This window comes from Streptomyces sp. NPDC048417 (assembly GCF_040651615.1).
Classification (GTDB): domain Bacteria; phylum Actinomycetota; class Actinomycetes; order Streptomycetales; family Streptomycetaceae; genus Streptomyces.
Genome location: NZ_JBEZKI010000002.1, coordinates 42831 through 58642 on the forward strand (window position 1 = coordinate 42831; position 15812 = coordinate 58642).

At 68.4% G+C, this 15812-nt stretch carries 14 protein-coding genes and 1 pseudogene; 8 read left to right on the forward strand and 7 right to left on the reverse strand.

Translation table 11 applies throughout. From position 1 onward, the window contains the following. Nucleotides 1-1118 precede the first annotated feature (1118 nt). Entirely contained in the window at nt 1119-1364 is a 246-nt protein-coding gene (locus AB0D59_RS02875; protein WP_362560887.1) for a hypothetical protein, read from the reverse strand. On the opposite strand from AB0D59_RS02875, the pseudogene AB0D59_RS02880 reads away from it, so the two are divergent. Further along, nucleotides 1287-1550: pseudogene (locus AB0D59_RS02880) on the forward strand (GAF domain-containing protein); the annotation flags it as partial. The gene AB0D59_RS02875 and the pseudogene AB0D59_RS02880 sit on opposite strands and share 78 nt — an antisense overlap. A 51-nt stretch (nt 1551-1601) precedes the next feature. Here the strand turns inward: AB0D59_RS02880 and AB0D59_RS02885 are convergent. Then, nucleotides 1602-2537 (reverse strand): RNA polymerase sigma-70 factor, encoded by a 936-nt coding sequence (locus AB0D59_RS02885; protein ID WP_362559937.1) that lies wholly within the window; start codon nt 2535-2537, stop codon nt 1602-1604. Between the two features lie 1023 nt (nt 2538-3560). On the opposite strand from AB0D59_RS02885, the gene AB0D59_RS02890 reads away from it, so the two are divergent. Then, complete coding sequence (locus AB0D59_RS02890; RefSeq protein ID WP_362559939.1) at nt 3561-4130, forward strand: hypothetical protein; 570 nt, start codon at nt 3561-3563, stop codon at nt 4128-4130. A 174-nt stretch (nt 4131-4304) separates the two neighbouring features. On the opposite strand, the gene AB0D59_RS02895 is transcribed toward AB0D59_RS02890, so the two are convergent. Further along, nucleotides 4305-4655 carry a hypothetical protein gene (locus tag AB0D59_RS02895; protein ID WP_362559941.1) on the reverse strand — a complete coding sequence of 117 codons (351 nt, stop codon included), beginning with the start codon at nt 4653-4655 and terminating at the stop codon, nt 4305-4307. A 435-nt stretch (nt 4656-5090) separates the two neighbouring features. Then, complete coding sequence (locus AB0D59_RS02900) at nt 5091-6446, reverse strand: FAD-dependent oxidoreductase (RefSeq protein WP_362560846.1); 1356 nt, start codon at nt 6444-6446, stop codon at nt 5091-5093. Between the two features lie 397 nt (nt 6447-6843). Here AB0D59_RS02900 and AB0D59_RS02905 point away from each other — a divergent pair, with 397 nt between their 5' ends. The 6 genes from AB0D59_RS02905 to AB0D59_RS02930 all read left to right on the forward strand — a co-directional run bounded on the left by AB0D59_RS02905 (nt 6844) and on the right by AB0D59_RS02930 (nt 12032). Continuing rightward, entirely contained in the window at nt 6844-7275 is a 432-nt protein-coding gene (locus AB0D59_RS02905; RefSeq protein WP_362559944.1) for a GntR family transcriptional regulator, read from the forward strand. Further along, nucleotides 7272-8186 carry an ABC transporter ATP-binding protein gene (locus AB0D59_RS02910; protein WP_362559947.1) on the forward strand — a complete coding sequence of 305 codons (915 nt, stop codon included), beginning with the start codon at nt 7272-7274 and terminating at the stop codon, nt 8184-8186. The genes AB0D59_RS02905 and AB0D59_RS02910 overlap by 4 nt, the downstream gene beginning before the upstream one ends. Beyond that, a complete protein-coding gene (locus AB0D59_RS02915) occupies nt 8183-9139 on the forward strand; it encodes a transporter (RefSeq protein ID WP_362559949.1) in 957 nt (318 codons plus the stop codon). Before AB0D59_RS02910 ends, AB0D59_RS02915 begins: the two co-directional genes overlap by 4 nt. Nucleotides 9140-9231: 92 nt before the next feature. Beyond that, nucleotides 9232-10038 (forward strand): class I SAM-dependent methyltransferase, encoded by an 807-nt coding sequence (locus AB0D59_RS02920; RefSeq protein WP_362559952.1) that lies wholly within the window; start codon nt 9232-9234, stop codon nt 10036-10038. Between the two features lie 18 nt (nt 10039-10056). Then, nucleotides 10057-11193: an acyltransferase gene (locus tag AB0D59_RS02925; RefSeq protein WP_362559955.1), complete on the forward strand. Its 1137-nt coding sequence runs from the start codon at nt 10057-10059 to the stop codon at nt 11191-11193. 59 nt (nt 11194-11252) lie between these two features. Further along, the gene (locus tag AB0D59_RS02930; RefSeq protein ID WP_362559958.1) at nt 11253-12032 is read left to right on the forward strand and encodes a polysaccharide deacetylase family protein; all 780 of its coding nucleotides are present in this window, start codon (nt 11253-11255) and stop codon (nt 12030-12032) included. 272 nt (nt 12033-12304) lie between these two features. On the opposite strand, the gene AB0D59_RS02935 is transcribed toward AB0D59_RS02930, so the two are convergent. Genes AB0D59_RS02935 through AB0D59_RS02945 form a run of 3 tightly spaced genes read right to left on the reverse strand, consistent with a single transcriptional unit; the run spans nt 12305 to nt 15671 of the window. After that, nucleotides 12305-13165: a carbohydrate ABC transporter permease gene (locus AB0D59_RS02935; protein WP_362559960.1), complete on the reverse strand. Its 861-nt coding sequence runs from the start codon at nt 13163-13165 to the stop codon at nt 12305-12307. Nucleotides 13166-13178: 13 nt separating this feature from the next. Next, nucleotides 13179-14174, reverse strand: coding sequence for a sugar ABC transporter permease (locus tag AB0D59_RS02940; protein WP_362559962.1), 996 nt, complete (start codon nt 14172-14174; stop codon nt 13179-13181). 9 nt (nt 14175-14183) lie between these two features. Further along, nucleotides 14184-15671, reverse strand: a complete 1488-nt coding sequence (locus AB0D59_RS02945) for an extracellular solute-binding protein (protein WP_362559965.1) — start codon at nt 15669-15671, stop codon at nt 14184-14186. Nucleotides 15672-15812: the final 141 nt, after the last annotated feature.

Below are 15812 nucleotides of genomic sequence, written 5' to 3' on the forward strand. Positions count from 1 at the left end.
CACGCCTTGCTTCGTCACCGTTCTCAATTCCGGACTCGTTCTCCATTCCGGACTCGGACATGCGCTGAATTGCGCCCCTACTTTTCCCTTTTCAGGCTATTGACCGGATACCGCTCTGATCTGTGACAAGAGGCGCTGCCGCGATCGTGGGCTCAGGCGGTTCTCGCGCGCGGGGTCGGCCGGTGCGGACATACGGTGCTGGTATGTGCGCCATGCGGGAAGACGGCGCGGTACAGCCCTACGGGCCTCCTCCGTTCTCACCCGCCTCCGGATCGATTCGCCGGGCGGAGCTGGATCGGCTGCTGGAGTTCGCCGTGCACGACACGGGCGTGCTCGCGGGTGCGGTGTTCTTGGTGGCCTCCAACGGGCACGCGCTGCGGCTGGAGGTGACCGCAGGGCTGCCGGCGGAATATCTGGCGCCCTGGTCCCGGGTGGCGCTGTCCAGTCCTGTTCCGGTGGCGGAGGCGCTGCGCCAGCGGCGGCTCGTCTGGCTGAGCGCCCCCGATGAGTTCGCCCGGCGCTATCCGCGTACGGCCCTCGCACTTCCGTACCACTGCGCGGCGGCCGCGGCACCGATCGTCACCGGCACCAGGGTCTGGGGTGCGCTGCTGCTTTTGTGGCCCGGCTCCGACACCGCCGGGGCCGCCGGTCCGGCGCCCGATCGGGTTGCCGCCGTCTGTCGCCGCCTGGGGCGGTTCCTGCGCGACGCCGCCGATACCGGCCACGCCGTTCGTCCGGGACCGGCACCGCGCACTCTGCCGCAGCAGCCGGCCCGCAGCCGGGATCCGGCCGAGGCGCTGGCCGCGACGGACCTCCTCGAACGGTTGCCGGAGGGCAACTGCTCGCTCGACCTCAAGGGCGAGTTCACCTACGTCAGCGCCACCGCCGCCACCTTGCTCGGCGGCAGCATCCCCGAGCTGACCGGCACCCCTCCCTGGCAGTCCGTGCCCTGGTGTGCCGACTCGCCCTTCGAGGACTGCTTCCGCGGCGCACTGGTCAGTCACAGACCCGCCTACTTCACCGCCATGCGTCCGCCGGACCAGTGGCTCGCGTTCGAGCTCTATCCCGACGGATCCGGGGTGAGCGTCCGTATTTCGCCGACCGGCGCGGGCCTGGCCTCACAGTCCGAGCCCGCCAGGACGGGGACGTTCCTCGGCGAGCCGATCCCCCTGGGCGAGGTCTACCAGGTGCTCCACCTGGCCGCCGCCCTCTCCGAAGCCGTGGGCGTGCGTCGCGTGGTCGATCTGATCACCGAAGAGATACTGCCGGCCTTCGGGGCCCGGACCGTGGCCCTGCTCGCGGCCGAGGACGGCAGAATGCGGGTCATCGGCCGTCGCGGATACAACCCCGGGCTCCTCGAACACTTCGACAGAGCTCCGCTGACCTGCCAGGCACCCCCGGTCCGGGTCCTCGCCACCGGCCGGCCCAGATTCTTCGCCACGTTCGAGGAACTGTCCCGCGCCTACCCGCCGGCCGTCCGTCGGGAAGGTCTGCACGCCTGGGCCTTTCTGCCGCTGATCACCTCGGGGCGCCCGGTGGGTTCGTGCGTGTTCGCCTTCGACCGCCCCCATCCCTTTTCCGAACAGGAACGGGTCGTCTTCTCACCCGTCAGCCGACGCGAGACCGGGAACAGTCGCGCAGCGGGCGCGGGAGCCCAGAAACGCGGCGATCTTGCTCGGGTTGAACACCCACATCACCTTGTGTATGCCTTCCCTCGAAGCGGCGACCGTCAGGATCGTGGCGGGGGAACCGTCGCGGTACATCATCACGCTCGCACGACCATTGGCCTGGACCAGTCGCAGGTCCGTCTCCCGCCAGAACCGCGGAGTGGCGGTCGCCAGGTTGGCCACACGCGCACGGCCCACCACAGGTACGCGGGCGGCACCGCGGAGCCCGTTGCCGTCGGACAGGCTGACGATGTCAGGGGCGAGGACGGCTTCCAACGAGGCCACATCCCCGGTGCGGGCCGCTGAGACGAAGGCGTCCAGCAGGCGGCGATGCTCCCCCGCGTCCACACTCGCGCGCGGCTCGCCCGACAGACGCTTGCGCGAACGGCTCACGATCTGGCGGACGTTGACGACGCTGAGCTGCAGGATCTCAGCAATCTCCGGATAGGAGTAGTCGAACGCCTCGCGCAGGACGTACGCGGCCCGCTCAGTGGGACTCAGCTTCTCCAGAACCAGCAACAGGGCCAGCTCCAGAGCCTCCGCCCGTTGCGCGCCCACCTCCGGATCCAAACTGGTGTCGACGGGCTCAGGCAACCACGGCCCGATGTAGGTCTCCCGACGCACCCTCGCCGACTGCGCCACGTTGATGGCCAAGCGGGTCGTCGCGCTCGACAGGAAGGCCACCGGGCTCACCACCACGGAGCGGTCGGTCTTCTGCCAACGCAGCCAGACCTCCTGGACCACGTCCTCAGCCTCGACCACACTGCCGAGCACACGGTAGGCGATCCCGAAGAGGCGCGCGCGGTGCTGCACAAAGGCAGAAACAGCCTCGTCAAGGTCACTCGTCATAGGGGACGACTTGAGATACATGATCCTGTGGTCCTCGTTCCTCCGGATACGGCTGTCGCATGGCGGGATCACATCGCCACCGCGCGCAAGCAGGTGGCTTCGACAAGCCGTCCTGCGACGCGTTCCTCACGGCCGGCGTCGCGCCGGGCCTGAGGCTCCGCGTGGCTTGTTCTGGTGGTGCGGGAAATGTGGCCACCAAAAGTCACGACTGGTCCCATCGCAGCTGAATCAGAGATCCGAATCGGCCCCGCTCCTCCGACCGAACCGGCACATGGGAATGTCGCAGGCTGTTGTCGGAACCGCGGCGGTCAGGCAGAGACATCGTTGCCTCACCGCCCGCCCCTTGGCTCACATCAGGACTCTGAGCAACAGCTGCACTTCTCTTCAGGTAATAAATGCGATCTTCGCCAACCAGGTCAGACTGGGCCATAGCGGCACCTGGGCGCATCGCACAATCGAGTGATCCGGCGTGCCACGGTCGGCGGTCCGGGCACCGCGCCTCGGCTCATGACCGCGTCGTAGACGTCCAAGACCGCCCGCCTCCCTCATCCGCCTGACCTGTCGAGCCATTGACCGGGGGGGCGAAAGGTGTGACACGGAGCCCAAAACACCCTGTGCGGCAGTCGCACCGGGACGCTCCTTGCACAGGCGACCATGCGATGGACATTGGACACCGCGTCCGGACAGGCCTGAAGAGACAGAGTGGCTCAGGGCACTCCCGAGGCGCATCGCATGATCTAGTGATACGGCTCGGCCGCCGACCGGCAGGCCCTCAAGCACGCAGACGCAGCATCACCACCATCGGCGCTCGCTGTGCGAGCCCAGTGCTCTGCGCCGAGGTCACGAAGGGATCGTCGGGGCAGGATCGCCCGACTGCGATCGTGGCGGATCTTCCACGGAGCACGATGCAGCCTGGTCAGACGTCACGGCGCCCTTGTAGAAGGGTGCATATCATGGTGGTGGGGTACCCATTTCCGCGTCCGGGCCGAGCGGCACGCAGCTGAGTCGAGACGTGGCCGGAGGGGTACAGGATGAGAGGAACGCATGGTCCCCGTAACCCACTCGAGGCACGACATCGAGGTCACTGCCGAAGGCCTCCAAGAGGATTTGGCCCGTCTGCAGATCCAGAAGCAGGCGCTGGAAAGGGAACTTGCTGCGGTCGTGGCACATCTCGGTTCGGTGCAACGGGCCCTCAGCGCCTTCGAGTCCTTGATGCGTGCCCCGGCTGCCGCGGACCAGGCCCACGTTCCGAAGCCCGTCGTCCCGCAGGCCGAGACTGCCTCAACCGAGTCCGCCAAGTCCGCGGACATCGCGACGACACCTGCGCCTCGGGCGCAGAAGCCGCCGAGCAAGAGCGAGGACGCGGACCGTCCTGCTCCGGCTGAGGACGACACGGACGGGCAGAAGAAATACGGCCAGCTCACCGAGCAGATCATGGAGTACTTCGCCGCGGCCGACGACGTCGACGTACGGGCTCGTGATGTGGCCGCCGCTCTGGGCCGCGACTCCGACAGCGGAAGCATCAACGGGGTTCGCAGCACACTCGATCGCCTCGTCGGCGCCTCGCGTATCCAGCGGACCGGGCGAGGTCTCTACCGCGCCCGTCGTTCCTAGACCACGGTGATGTGTCCACGACGTCGTCGAACACCATGAGCCGGAGACGAACGAGGAGGTGGGGTCCGCCGAGTTCGCCAAGGTCATGCATCGACGACGCGAGCGCACGGCGGTGGTCACCTTGTTCGGCTCCACACGCGAGCACGGTGTGTGAGCCGAGCGGCGCCCGGCAGTTCAGCTCAACGATCCCAGGAGCACAGCGAAGCACAAGCCCATGGCCACGGTGATCAGAATCATCGCGGTGAGTGTTCCTCGTAGCCATCGTGTGACGCGGACGCGGTGCTGCTGCGCCTCGCTGATGCTCGCGGCGATGTGTTCCGTCACCATGCGTGCGACGTACGTCTGTTCCTTGAGGTACCAGCTCTCGATATCCGCCTTCTGCTCCTGGTTCAGCCCCGTCACCCGCGTGGTGAGAACCGCCACGCGCTGCCGTGCTGCTTTCAGATGAGCATGCCGGTACAGGAAGGTCTCGATGTCGGTCAGGCCGCGCGCGGCCTCCTTACTCGTGTTCATGGTGTGCTCCACAGGAAAGGCGGTAAGCCCGGGTGCGGGAAGGCAGAGACGCCTTCAGCGCTCGGTAGGTGGACGAAGGCAGGGGCCGCAGCAGGTGCTGCGGTCGGCGGTGAACGTATCCGGGCGACATCGGCTGTGCCGTCGGCGGACTCGAAGCGCCGGGTGACGCGAACGGTGGACAGCTTCCCGGGAGAGAGCCGCAAGGACACTGTCCAGCGCGCCGTTGTGGTGCAGCCTTCACAACAGATGGACCGAGCAGTTCGTCCACCTGTGACAGGCACCCCGCGGCTGCCGGACGAAGGGTAAGCCCACGGTGCGACACGCGTGGCGTCCCGGTTGTCCGATCGGCCGGAGACACCTGCCGCGCCACAAGCCCAGGCTCAGTCGCCGAGGCCGCCGTCCGACAGGGGCGTCGCTCCGACCGGCCGCTCCGCCCGGCTCACGTGGTCATGCGGCCGTGCGGCCACTCGTCGGGCTCTCACCAGGTCGCTGCGGATCGCCGCTCGAGACGAACGCGTCGCGTGGATGCTGCACGGAGGCGAGGGAGACGAGGTCTCGGCCGAAGACCGCAGCCGTGAGCCAGACCGTGAGGACGCGGATCTTACGTTCCCACGAGGGCACGGCCAGGACGTGATAGCCCCGGTGCATCAGCCAGGCCGGAAGCCCCTTGATGACGATCCTCTTGTACTGGAAGATGCCCCGTCCCAGCCCCAGCGTGGCCACCACCCCCAAACTGTTGTGGCGGTAGTTCTTGGTTCTTCCACCGCGCAGGTCGGCCACGATGTTCTTCGCGAGGCGTCTGCCCTGCCGTACGGCGTGCTGGGCGTTCGGCACCGTGTGAGCCCCCGGCACCGTCGACGCCAGGTCGGGAACGGCCGCGTCGTCCCCGGCCGCCCATGCATCCGACACGAGTTCGCTGTCGGTGCCCATGCGTAGATCGGGACGGACCACGAGCAGACCGCGTTCGTCGATCGGGAGATCCGAGTGGTTGTGCACGACCGGATTGGAGGCATTGCCGGCGGTCCACACGACCAACCCGGAATCGAACTCCTCCCCGTTGGAGAGCACTACATGGCCGTCGGCGAGGGAGCGGATCTGTGTGTTGAGGTGAACGTGCGCGCCACGGCGTTCCAAAGAGCGCACCACCCAGGCGCCCGGCTTGTCCCCCACCTCGGGCAGGATCCGGCCCCGGGCCTCGACCAGGTGGAAGGACAGCTCGTCACCGCTCAGCTCCGGATACGACTTCAGCATCGCCGTCGCGAGCGACAGCAGTTCCCCGAAGCCCTCGACTCCGGAGAATCCGCCACCCACGAACGTCACGGTCAGCAGCCTTCGCCGCTCGGCGCCGGGAGGCAGGGACGCCGCCTGGTCGAACGCGGTCATCAGCCGGTCGCGGATGGCCACCGCCTCTTCGACGTGCTTGAGACCGATCGCGTGCTGGGCAAGCCCCGGGATGGGGAAGGTGCGGGTCACGGCGCCGGCGGTGACGACGAGGGTGTCGTAACGCAGTTCGTAGTCCGCTCCCTTGGCAGGCCGTACCGTGATCGTCCGGTCGGCATGGCGGATCGCGGTCACGGTCCCTGCGATCAGCCGGGCGCGGCGCAGGTGCCGCCGCAGCGACACGGCGGCGTGACGAGCCTCGACCGATCCGGCCGTCACCTCCGGCAGAAACGGTTGGTAGGTCATGTAAGGGCGGGGGTCGACAACCGTGACCCGCGCCTCTGCTGGACTCAGCCTCTTCTCAAGGCCCCATGCAGCGTAGAAGCCTGCATAGCCGCCACCGACAATCACAATGTCACGCATCAGACCCTCTGTTTGTTGTTCGACACCTCTTAGACAAGGCAGGGCCAGACGGTGTGACACCGCCTGCCTATCGAGCGCAGGGAAGGAGGCGGGAAAAACGCCGGCAAGGACCGGACCGATGGTGCCGAGCACTCGGGGAGGTGCGCGTGTCCGCGGACCCGGACGGTGACGGTGTCACGCCGGTCCCAGGTCGGCGCCAGGGAGACGATCTCGGCCCTGGTTCGGCCGAGCCGGGACGGAGACTGTGCAGTGCCGAACTGGCCCGCCGCTGCGGCTCGCCCGGCAGCGGTGCCCCGTTCGGGCTTGCGCGCTCACAGACGTTTGACAGCGCCACCGGACATCCACCATGCTTCCATTAATTCATTAGTACAAGCATGGTGGAGCCGAGGAAGACGACGTGATCGACTACCGGATCGACCGTGGCAGCGGCGTACCGGCCTATGTGCAGATCGTCGAGCAGACCGAGCGAGCGCTCCGGATGGGCTTCCTCAAGGTCGGGGACAAGCTGCCCACGGCCAAGGAGGTGGTGGCGGCGACCGCCATCAACCCCAACACCGTGCTACGCGCCTACCGCGACCTGGAGCAGGCCGGCCTGGTCGAACTGCGCCGCGGCCTCGGAACCTTCGTGACGCGATCACTGGCCCGGCCCGGCGCGGAGGACGACTCGCCGCTGCGCCGGGAGGTCACCGACTGGGTGGCACGCGCCCGGACCGCAGGCCTGGAACGGGCCGATGTCCTCGCCATGGTCACAGCGGTTCTGGACGCCTACGACAACGAACACGACAGGCACACCCCGGGCGACCGGGCACGGAAGAAGGAGGACGTATGACCGGGCCTGACGCGCCGGCCGCTCTGCGCGCCGCGGGACTCGGATTCCGGTACCGGAAGCGGGGCGGCTGGGCCCTGCGGGACTGCGAGTTCACCGTGCCCGGCGGTCGTATCGCCGCCCTCGTCGGACGCAACGGCGCCGGCAAGAGCACCCTGCTGCACCTGGCCGGCGGCCTCCTGCGAGCCGGCTCCGGGGAACTGCGGGTGCTGGGCACCGCGCCCGGCACGACCGAGGCCCGCGCCCGGGTCGCTCTGCTCACCCAGGACAAGCCGCTCTACCCCCGTTTCACCGTGGCGGACACCCTGCTGATGGGCGAGAAGCTCAACGCGTCGTGGGACCGGACGGCCGCCGAGCGAATCGTCGACGAGGGCGGCATCCCGCTCCACGCCCGCGTCGGCGACCTGTCCCCCGGACGGCGCACCCGCGTCGCGCTCGCCCTGGCCCTAGGCAAGCGGCCCGAACTCCTGCTGCTCGACGAGCCGTTGGCCAACCTGGACCCCGTGGCACGCGGCGAGATCATGGCGGAGCTCATGACCGAGGCCGCCGAGCGCGGCACGAGCATCGTGCTGTCCTCGCACGTCCTGCCCGAGCTGGAGGAGACCTGCGACTGGGTGCTGCTGCTGCGCGACGGCCGCGCCGAGCTGAGCGAGGACGCCGAGGCACTGCGCGAGAGCCACGCCGTACTGACCGGACCCGCCGACCGGGCCGGCGCCCTGGCAGCGCAGCACACCGTCGTACAGCACCGTACGGCCGGCAGACAGCTGACCGCCCTCATACGCCAACGCGGGCCACTGCGCGGTGACTGGCATGTAGCACGGCCCAGGCTGGAGGACATCCTGATCGGCTACCTCCAGGCCGGGAAGGAGCCGGGGCATCCCGCCGCCGGCGAGCAAACGGAGGCGGCGGCGTGAAAGGCTCCCTCTGGCTCGCCTGGCGCCAGCAGCGCGTGCCGGCCGGCATCGGCGCGGCCGCCCTGGTCCTCACCGCGGCGATCGCCGCGTACTACCGCTCGGGCATGCTGGACGCCCTGCGCAGCGGGCTGTTCGACCACTGCGCCACCGGGCCGCTGTACTGCACACGGGCCGACAGCGGCCTGCCACTCCTGCTGGACGTCGAGCCGCTGAAGTACCTCGGGGCGCTGAACATCGCCCTGCCCGTCGTCATCGGCGTCTTCTGGGGCGCCCCGTTGCTGGGCCGCGACCGGGAACTGGGCACACACCGCCTGGTCCTCGCCCAGGGTCTGAGCCGCGGTCAGTGGTTCGCCTCCCGGTTCGCCCTGGCCGCGTCGACCACGACCGTCCTCTCCAGCCTGCTCGCGGGAGTGTTCGCATGGTGGTGGCGACCGGCCGCCGACCGCAGCTACGGCCTGTTCTGGTACGACAACACGGTCCTGAGCGGCTCGGGCCCCCGCGTCGTCGCGGCCGCCCTGTTCGGCCTGGCAGCCGGCACCCTGCTGGGCCTGCTGGCCCGCCGGGTACTGGCGGCAATGGGCCTGACCCTGCTGGTGACGGCGATGACGACACTCCTGCTGGAGTGGATGCACTGGACCCGGCTACTGGTCCCGCCGCGCGCCTACGTCAGCGCCGGCATCATCCCCAAAGCGCCGATGGGCGAGAAGTGGTCGACCGGCAACTACGGCCTGATCACGGCCTCCGGCCGCCACGACTCCGTGTTCAACTGCCCTTTCCCGTCAGGCGCCCAGCTCAAGGAGTGCATGACGGCACACGGGTACGTGGCCCGCTTCTACGAGGCCAACCCGGCCGGTGACTACTGGACCTTCCAGTGGACCGACACCGCGGTCCTCGGCGGCCTGGCCGTCCTGCTCACGGTCGTCACGGTACTGCTCCTGCGCCGCCGCGTCTGACGTCGTCGCCGTACCGCCTCCCCCGCACTCCACCCCCACCCCTCACCCGGACTCCCCCTCTTTTCCTTTCTCTGTACGGAGGTCGCTTCGCCATGCCCGCCGACGCCAGGTCGCCGAAGAAACTGCGCCACAACCGCACCGCCCTCACCCACAAGACCGGCTACGCCCTGCGCCACCCCGGCCGCGTCGTCCCGTACCTCCGCCGGGCCGGCCGGGACGCGTGGCTGCGTCTCAAGCACCCCGACCACGTCGGCTACTACCGGGCCGTGATGGCCTCGGACACCCAGCGCAACCCGGAGGCCGCGGTCGGCAGCCGGACCCACGACCGCTGGCTGGCGCTCGGGCAGATGCAGTTCGACTACCTCGTCGAACACGGACTGTGCCCCGAACACCGCATGCTGGACATCGGCTGCGGCAACCTGCGGGGCGGCTGGCGCTTCATCGACCACCTCGACACCGGCAACTACTACGGCATCGACATCTCGCCCGACATCCTGATGGCCGGCAAGAAGACCCTCGTCGAGCGCCGTCTGCAGGAAAAACTTCCGCATCTGACCATCTCCGGCGACCTCACCCTGGACTTCCTGCCCGGGGACCACTTCGACGTCGTCCACGCGCACAGCGTCTTCTCCCACTCGCCGCTGGAGGTCATCGACGAGTGCCTCGCCCACGTCGGCCGCGTGCTGACCGAAACCGGGTTCTTCGACTTCACCTTCGACCGCACCGAGGGCACCGAACACCAGGTGCTGCGCGAGGACTTCTACTACCGCACCGAGACCCTCGTGGCCCTGGCACAGCGGCACGGCCTGCACGCACGGTTCATGGAGGACTGGGAGAAGCGCCCGCACGGCCAGTCCAAGATACGCGTCAGCCGCTCGCCCCTCCCCGGCGACTGCTGACACGGCCCCGGTACCGACGTGCCGTCCCCCGAAAATCACAACGACCAGTCGCGCCTGACCGCGATAGACGGGCTTCGTTCGGTGGCAGCGGTGATGGTGGCCGCGTACCACTTCCTCGGAACGCCCACCCCGCACTTCTGGGGCAGGGCCGAGCTCCGGGACTCCGCCCCGCTCCTGCACGAGATCAGCCGCTACGGCTGGCTCGGCGTCGAGTTCTTCTTCCTCATCAGCGGATTCGTGATCTGCATGAGCTGCTGGGGACGGACTCCCGCACAGTTCACCGTCTCCCGAATCTCACGGCTCTTCCCGGCCTACTGGTGCGCGGTACTCCTGGTCGTCCTGCTCGTCCTGGTCTCGCGGCTGGGCCATCGGCCCGCAGCCACGCGCGTCGACCCCCGTACCGTCCTGGGGAACCTGACGATGGCCCCGGGACCGCTGGGGCTCGATCCGGTCGACGGCGTCAGCTGGACCCTGTGGGTGGAGGCACGCTTCTACCTGCTGATGGCCGCGCTGCTCGTCTTCGGCCTGTCCTATCAGCGGGTGGTGGCTTTCTGCGGAGCCTGGCTCCTGGCCGGTGTCATCGCCCTTGAACTCCACTCACCCCTGCTCGACGAATTCGCCCTGCCCCGGTACACCGGCCTCTTCGTCGCCGGCATCGTGCTCCACCTCATGCACAGGTTCGGACAGAACCTCCTGCTCTGGCTGCTGCTCGGGCTCGCCTGGTGCTACCAGCTCACCGTGCTCGAACTACGGGTGGCCGACCACGCCGCCGTACCCACTGGCGAGGGCCGGCCCTCCTGGGCCGTCTGCGCGGTCGTACTCACCCTGTGCCTCGGGCTGCTGGCCCTCGCCGGAATCGGCCCGCTCACCGGACTGCGATGGCGTTGGCCGGTCACCGCCGGGGCACTCACCTACCCCTTCTACCTCATCCACCAGAGCCTCGGGATCCCCCTGGCCAAAGGCCTGATCCAGGCATTCCCCAGGCTGGGGCCACTGCCCTCGATGACGCTGTCCGTCATCTGCGTGCTGGGGCTGTCCCTGCTGGTCCACACCCTGGTGGAGCGTCGGCTCGGACGCCGTCTGAGGCATCGCCTGACGCTCGACATGCGGCCGCGTGACCTCACCGCGCAGCCCGCCCTCATCCGCACCCAGTGACCCCGGAACCCGGGAACCCCACCGCAACTCCAACGAACCCCACCGAAGGACGGGCTCGCATGCTCTTCAAGGCACTAACCAGACGGTCACGCATACTCATCGCCGTCGCGGCAGCGGCGGCCGTCGTCCTGGCCGTCGCCGTGACTGTGGCACTGACGGTCACCACCTACGATCACACCTCACCGCGCGCCGCCCGAGCCAAGGCATCGGGATCGGTCACCGGAAACGCCGACTGCCGCATGGAGAAGTGTGTGGCCCTCAGCTTCGACGGCGGTCCCAGCCCGACGACCCCCAGGCTGCTGGACATCCTCAAGCAGCAGGGTCTGCACGCCACGTTCTTCGTGCAGGGCAAGGGACACATCTCGAAGTACCCCGACATCCTGCGCCGTATCGCGGACGAGGGGCACGAAATCGGCAATCACACCTGGAACCACAAGCGGTTGACCGACCTCGACGAGGACGACGCCCGTCAGGAACTGAGCCGGACACAGGACGCCATCGAGAGGATCACCGGCACCAGGCCCGTCCTGATGCGTCCGCCGGAGGGCCGCACCAACCGCAAGGTAGCCAAGATCTGCCAGGACCTGGGGCTGGCGCAGGTGCTCTGGAGCGTCACCGCCAAGGACTACGAGACGACCGACTCGGCCCTGATCACCAAGCGGGTGCTCGACCAGACCCACCGCGACGGCATCATCCTGCTGCACGACCTGCACAAGGGGACCGTGCCCGCCGTCCCGGGGATCCTCAAAGCACTCAAGCAGCGCGGCTACACCATCGTCACCGTGTCGCAACTGCTCGCCCCCGCCAAGCCCCAGCCCGGAATGGTCTACCGGCCCTGAGCCACCTCAGCGGCGAGCCCGTGTGCATCCATGAAGTCGAGTCATGCTCCGTACCTGTGGATCACTCCTGACGGATGGAGACGTACCCCTCGGAGGAAGCCCACCGCGAGTACCTGGCGGACGGGGCGGGCGAAGGGTGTTTCGCGTCACGCGACTTCGCGGTCGGGTCCGCGGCCTCGGTGCTCTTCGCCCCCTCCCCGATTCCGCCGGGCTGCTCGACTCGCCAAGCCCGGCCCGTACCGAGAGCGTCCCTCCTGAAGCGCCGTTCGCTCCTACTTGACCGCGCCGGCCAGCCCGTTGATGAAGAACCGCTGCAGCACGACGAAGATCAGGACGATGGGGAGCAGGGTGATGACCGACCCTGCGCACACCAGCGTCCAGGCGGTGGAGTTCTGGCCGATGAAGTTGAACATGCCTACCGACAGCGTGTGCAGCTCGGGGCGGGAGAGGGTGAAGACCAGCGGGATGAAGAAGCTGTTCCAGGCGGTGATGCAGGCGAACAGCCCCACGGTCGCCAGCATCGGCCCGGACAGCGGCAGCATGATCCGCCAGAAGATCTGGTGGAAGCTCGCCCCGTCCACGCGGGCCGCGTCCTCGAGCCCCCGGTCGATCGTCGTGAAGTAGCCCATGAAGAGGAAGGTGCCGAAGACCATCCCGCCCGCCGACTGGACGATGACCACCGCCCAGAGGGTGTTGAGGAGATGGAGCCGCTGGATCAGGTCGAAGACCGGGATGATCGTGTAGCCGTGCGGCAGGAAGAGCGTCACCCCGACCAGGCCCAGCCAGAGCTTCTTGCCGGGGAAGTCGGTACGGGCGAGGACATAGCCCGCCATGGAGGTGGCGAGCAGGGTGACGACGACCGTACCCATGGCGAACAGCACCGTGTTGACGAAGAACCGGCTGAAGTCCGCCTGTGTCCAGGCCTCGCTGTAGTTGGACCAGCGGAACTCGGACGGGATCGGGTTCAGTCCGCCGGAGAAGAAGCCGTCGGTGCTCTTCAGTGAGCTTCCCAGCGCCCACAGGAACGGGTAGAGCCAGATGAGCCCGCCGCCGAGCAAGGCGAGATAGAGCAGGCCGCGCCGGCCCTGGCGCAGGCTCAGCCGCGGACGCGGGCGCGGGGACAGTGTGGACATCGACGAAACCCCTTCACTGGTCGGCGGCCGCGCGCCGTCGGCTGATCTGGCGCAGGGCGAGGACCTGCAGCGCGGAGAAGACGATGAGCAGAAGTCCGTACAGGAACGAGGCCGCGGAGGCCAGGCCTATGTCGGGCTGGGCGGCGGAGCCCGGGGAGCCGCCGAAGGCCAGGTGGTAGATGTACGTGTTGACGACCTCGGTGGCGAAGTACGGGCCACCGCCGGTGAGGACCTGCACCAGGTCGAAGACCTGGAAACTGCCGATGAAGGCCAGCACGACGATGACGACGCCGACTTGGCGCAGCATCGGGACGGTGATGCGGAAGAAGGACTGCACCGGGCCGCAGCCGTCGAGCTTCGCCGCCTCGTACAGTTCCGCCGGGATGGTCTGCAGGCCGGCCAGGAAGTAGACGAGGTTGTAGCCGAGGGTGTGCCAGATACCGATCGCGATGATCACGGCCAGGGCGGTGTGCGGGTCGCCGAGCCAGTCGATGTGCCCGTCGGTCGCCCCGGTCTTGGCGAGCAGACTGCCCGCGGAGTCGCCGAAGTTGGCCAGCATGAGCTGGATGACCACTCCGACGACCGCGGCGGAGGTGACGACGGGGATGAAGTAGACGGTCCGGAAGAACAGCGCGAACTTGAGCTTCGGGTTGTTCAGCACCAGCGCGAGGGCCAGCGCCAGCACCAGTTGCACCGGGACGAGCACGAACGCGTAGACGAAGGTGTGCTGGACCGCGCCCCAGAAGATGCGGTCCTGCAGGATCTGCCGGAAGTTGGCGAGGCCCACGTAGTCGCCCGGTTCCCCGATGCCGTTCCAGCGGTAGAAGGTGTAGCCGAAGGAGGCGAAGATCGGGTAGATCACAAAAGCCAGCAGCAGCACGGCCATGGGGGCCAGATAGGCGTACGACCACTTGGCGGCGCGGACGCGGTGCCAGAGGCCGGCCCGGGGAGCGACCGGTGGTGCGGTCCGGGGCGGCAGCCGGCGCCGGCGGGTGGCGAGGAGTGACATGGTGGCTGCTCATGCCTTCTTCGTGGGGTACGGCTTGGTGGGGTCCCAGTCCGCGAAGACGTAGTCGGACGTGCTGACCTTCTTGCCCTGCTTGGCCACGGCGGCGACCGCGTCGGAGAGGAGCTGGAACTTCTTGTCGGCCAGGCTGCTCAACGCGCTCTGTACGTCCTTGATCTGGCCGGTGTAGACGCCGGTCACCACATCGCTGACGTCGGGCTTGGGGGCGCCGGGCGCGACGCCGGCCAGCTCCGGGTTGCGCACGAGGGGCACCGGGCCGCGCAGCACCTGCTGGGTCATGCCGACGAAGGCGGCGAAGGGCTTGGAGTCGATGCCGTCCGGGTCGTTGTTCGCGGGGTGGGCCGAGACGCCGTTGAGGTCCTCGACCCAGCGGCGCCCGGCGGCGGGAGACGTCAGCGCGTCCAGCCACTGGAACGCCTCGTGCGCCTTCCTGCTCTTGGCGGAGACCGCGGCGAAGGAGCCGTTGCCGACCGGGTCCGCGTAGTAGTAGCCCTGCGGGGTCGCGGTGGGCGAGGGCAGGGTGACGAGGCTGTAGTCGGTGAACTTGTGCTGGGTCCACTCGGGTTGGTTCCACACGCCGCCGACGGTCATGCCGAACTTGCCGCGCTCGAAGAACGCGCGGGCCGCTTCGTCGGACAGGCTCACGGAGTTGGGGTGGAAGAAGCCGCGCTTCTTCCATTCGACGAACAGCTCCAGGAAGTCTGCGTACGAGCGGTCGGTGCCGAACGTCCACTTGCCGACGCGGTAGTCCATGCCGGTTCCGGCGCCGGTGGGGGCGCCGCCGGGTGCGCCGGCGCCGCGTACGAACAGGTCCAGCCACCAGGCGAGGACGCCGATGCCGTCGGCGTTGCCGAAGCCGAGGCCGTACGACGTGCCGCCGCTCTTCTTGGTGATCGTCTGGGCGGCGCTGGTCACCTCGTCCCAGGTCCTGGGTATCTTCACGCTCCCGTCCGGGTTCGTCAGGCCGACGGACCTGAAGACGCCGTGGTGGATGTAGAGCTGGTACAGCGGGCCCGAGCCCTTCAGCGGGGCCGAATAGACCTTGCCGTCAAAGACGTTGGCGCCTTCCAGGAAGGTGCCCTCGGGGAAGCGCGACTGCCACTTCGGTGTCGCCCACTCGTCGAGCGGCCGCAGCCAGCCCTTGGCGACCTGCTCGGCGACGCTCGGCACCTGCGGGATCATGAAGACGTCCGGCGGGTTGCCGCTGCGGTTGGCGAGCGCGACCAAGTCGGCGTACTTGGCGTTCTGTTGGGTGGTTTTCTTGACGCTGACGCCGCTGTCGCCCTTCTGGAAGAGCGCTATCTCGTTGTCGACCCAGGGGGCTTGGGTGACGTACCAGTCCCAGTAGGTGAGCGCGTCCGCCGACGAGGAGGGGGAGCCGGAGCCGCATGCGCTCAGGCCGCCGCCCAGTGCGAGGGTGCCGGCGCCGAGTGCGGCGGTGCGCAGGAGGCCGCGTCTGGAGACGTTCGACGATGTCATCTGGTGTTCCTCCGAGGCGGAGAAGGGGATGCCGATCGGCGTGTAACGTTCAGTGAACCGTTTACAGTAACCGGGACGCTAAGGGTGCATGTCACGACCGTCAAGAGGTTCGACGATGCTTGACGAGTCGATCCTCGCGGC

Excerpts from the sequence above, each read along its gene's own strand:
- AB0D59_RS02945 (WP_362559965.1), bottom strand. The coding sequence starts at position 15,671 with ATGACATCGTCGAACGTCTCCAGACGCGGCCTCCTGCGCACCGCCGCA.
- AB0D59_RS02935 (WP_362559960.1), bottom strand. The coding sequence starts at position 13,165 with ATGTCCACACTGTCCCCGCGCCCGCGTCCGCGGCTGAGCCTGCGCCAG.
- AB0D59_RS02910 (WP_362559947.1), top strand. The coding sequence starts at position 7,272 with ATGACCGGGCCTGACGCGCCGGCCGCTCTGCGCGCCGCGGGACTCGGA.
- AB0D59_RS02890 (WP_362559939.1), top strand. The coding sequence starts at position 3,561 with ATGGTCCCCGTAACCCACTCGAGGCACGACATCGAGGTCACTGCCGAA.
- AB0D59_RS02930 (WP_362559958.1), top strand. The coding sequence starts at position 11,253 with ATGCTCTTCAAGGCACTAACCAGACGGTCACGCATACTCATCGCCGTC.
- AB0D59_RS02940 (WP_362559962.1), bottom strand. The coding sequence starts at position 14,174 with ATGTCACTCCTCGCCACCCGCCGGCGCCGGCTGCCGCCCCGGACCGCA.
- AB0D59_RS02900 (WP_362560846.1), bottom strand. The coding sequence starts at position 6,446 with ATGCGTGACATTGTGATTGTCGGTGGCGGCTATGCAGGCTTCTACGCT.
- AB0D59_RS02920 (WP_362559952.1), top strand. The coding sequence starts at position 9,232 with ATGCCCGCCGACGCCAGGTCGCCGAAGAAACTGCGCCACAACCGCACC.
- AB0D59_RS02885 (WP_362559937.1), bottom strand. The coding sequence starts at position 2,537 with ATGTATCTCAAGTCGTCCCCTATGACGAGTGACCTTGACGAGGCTGTT.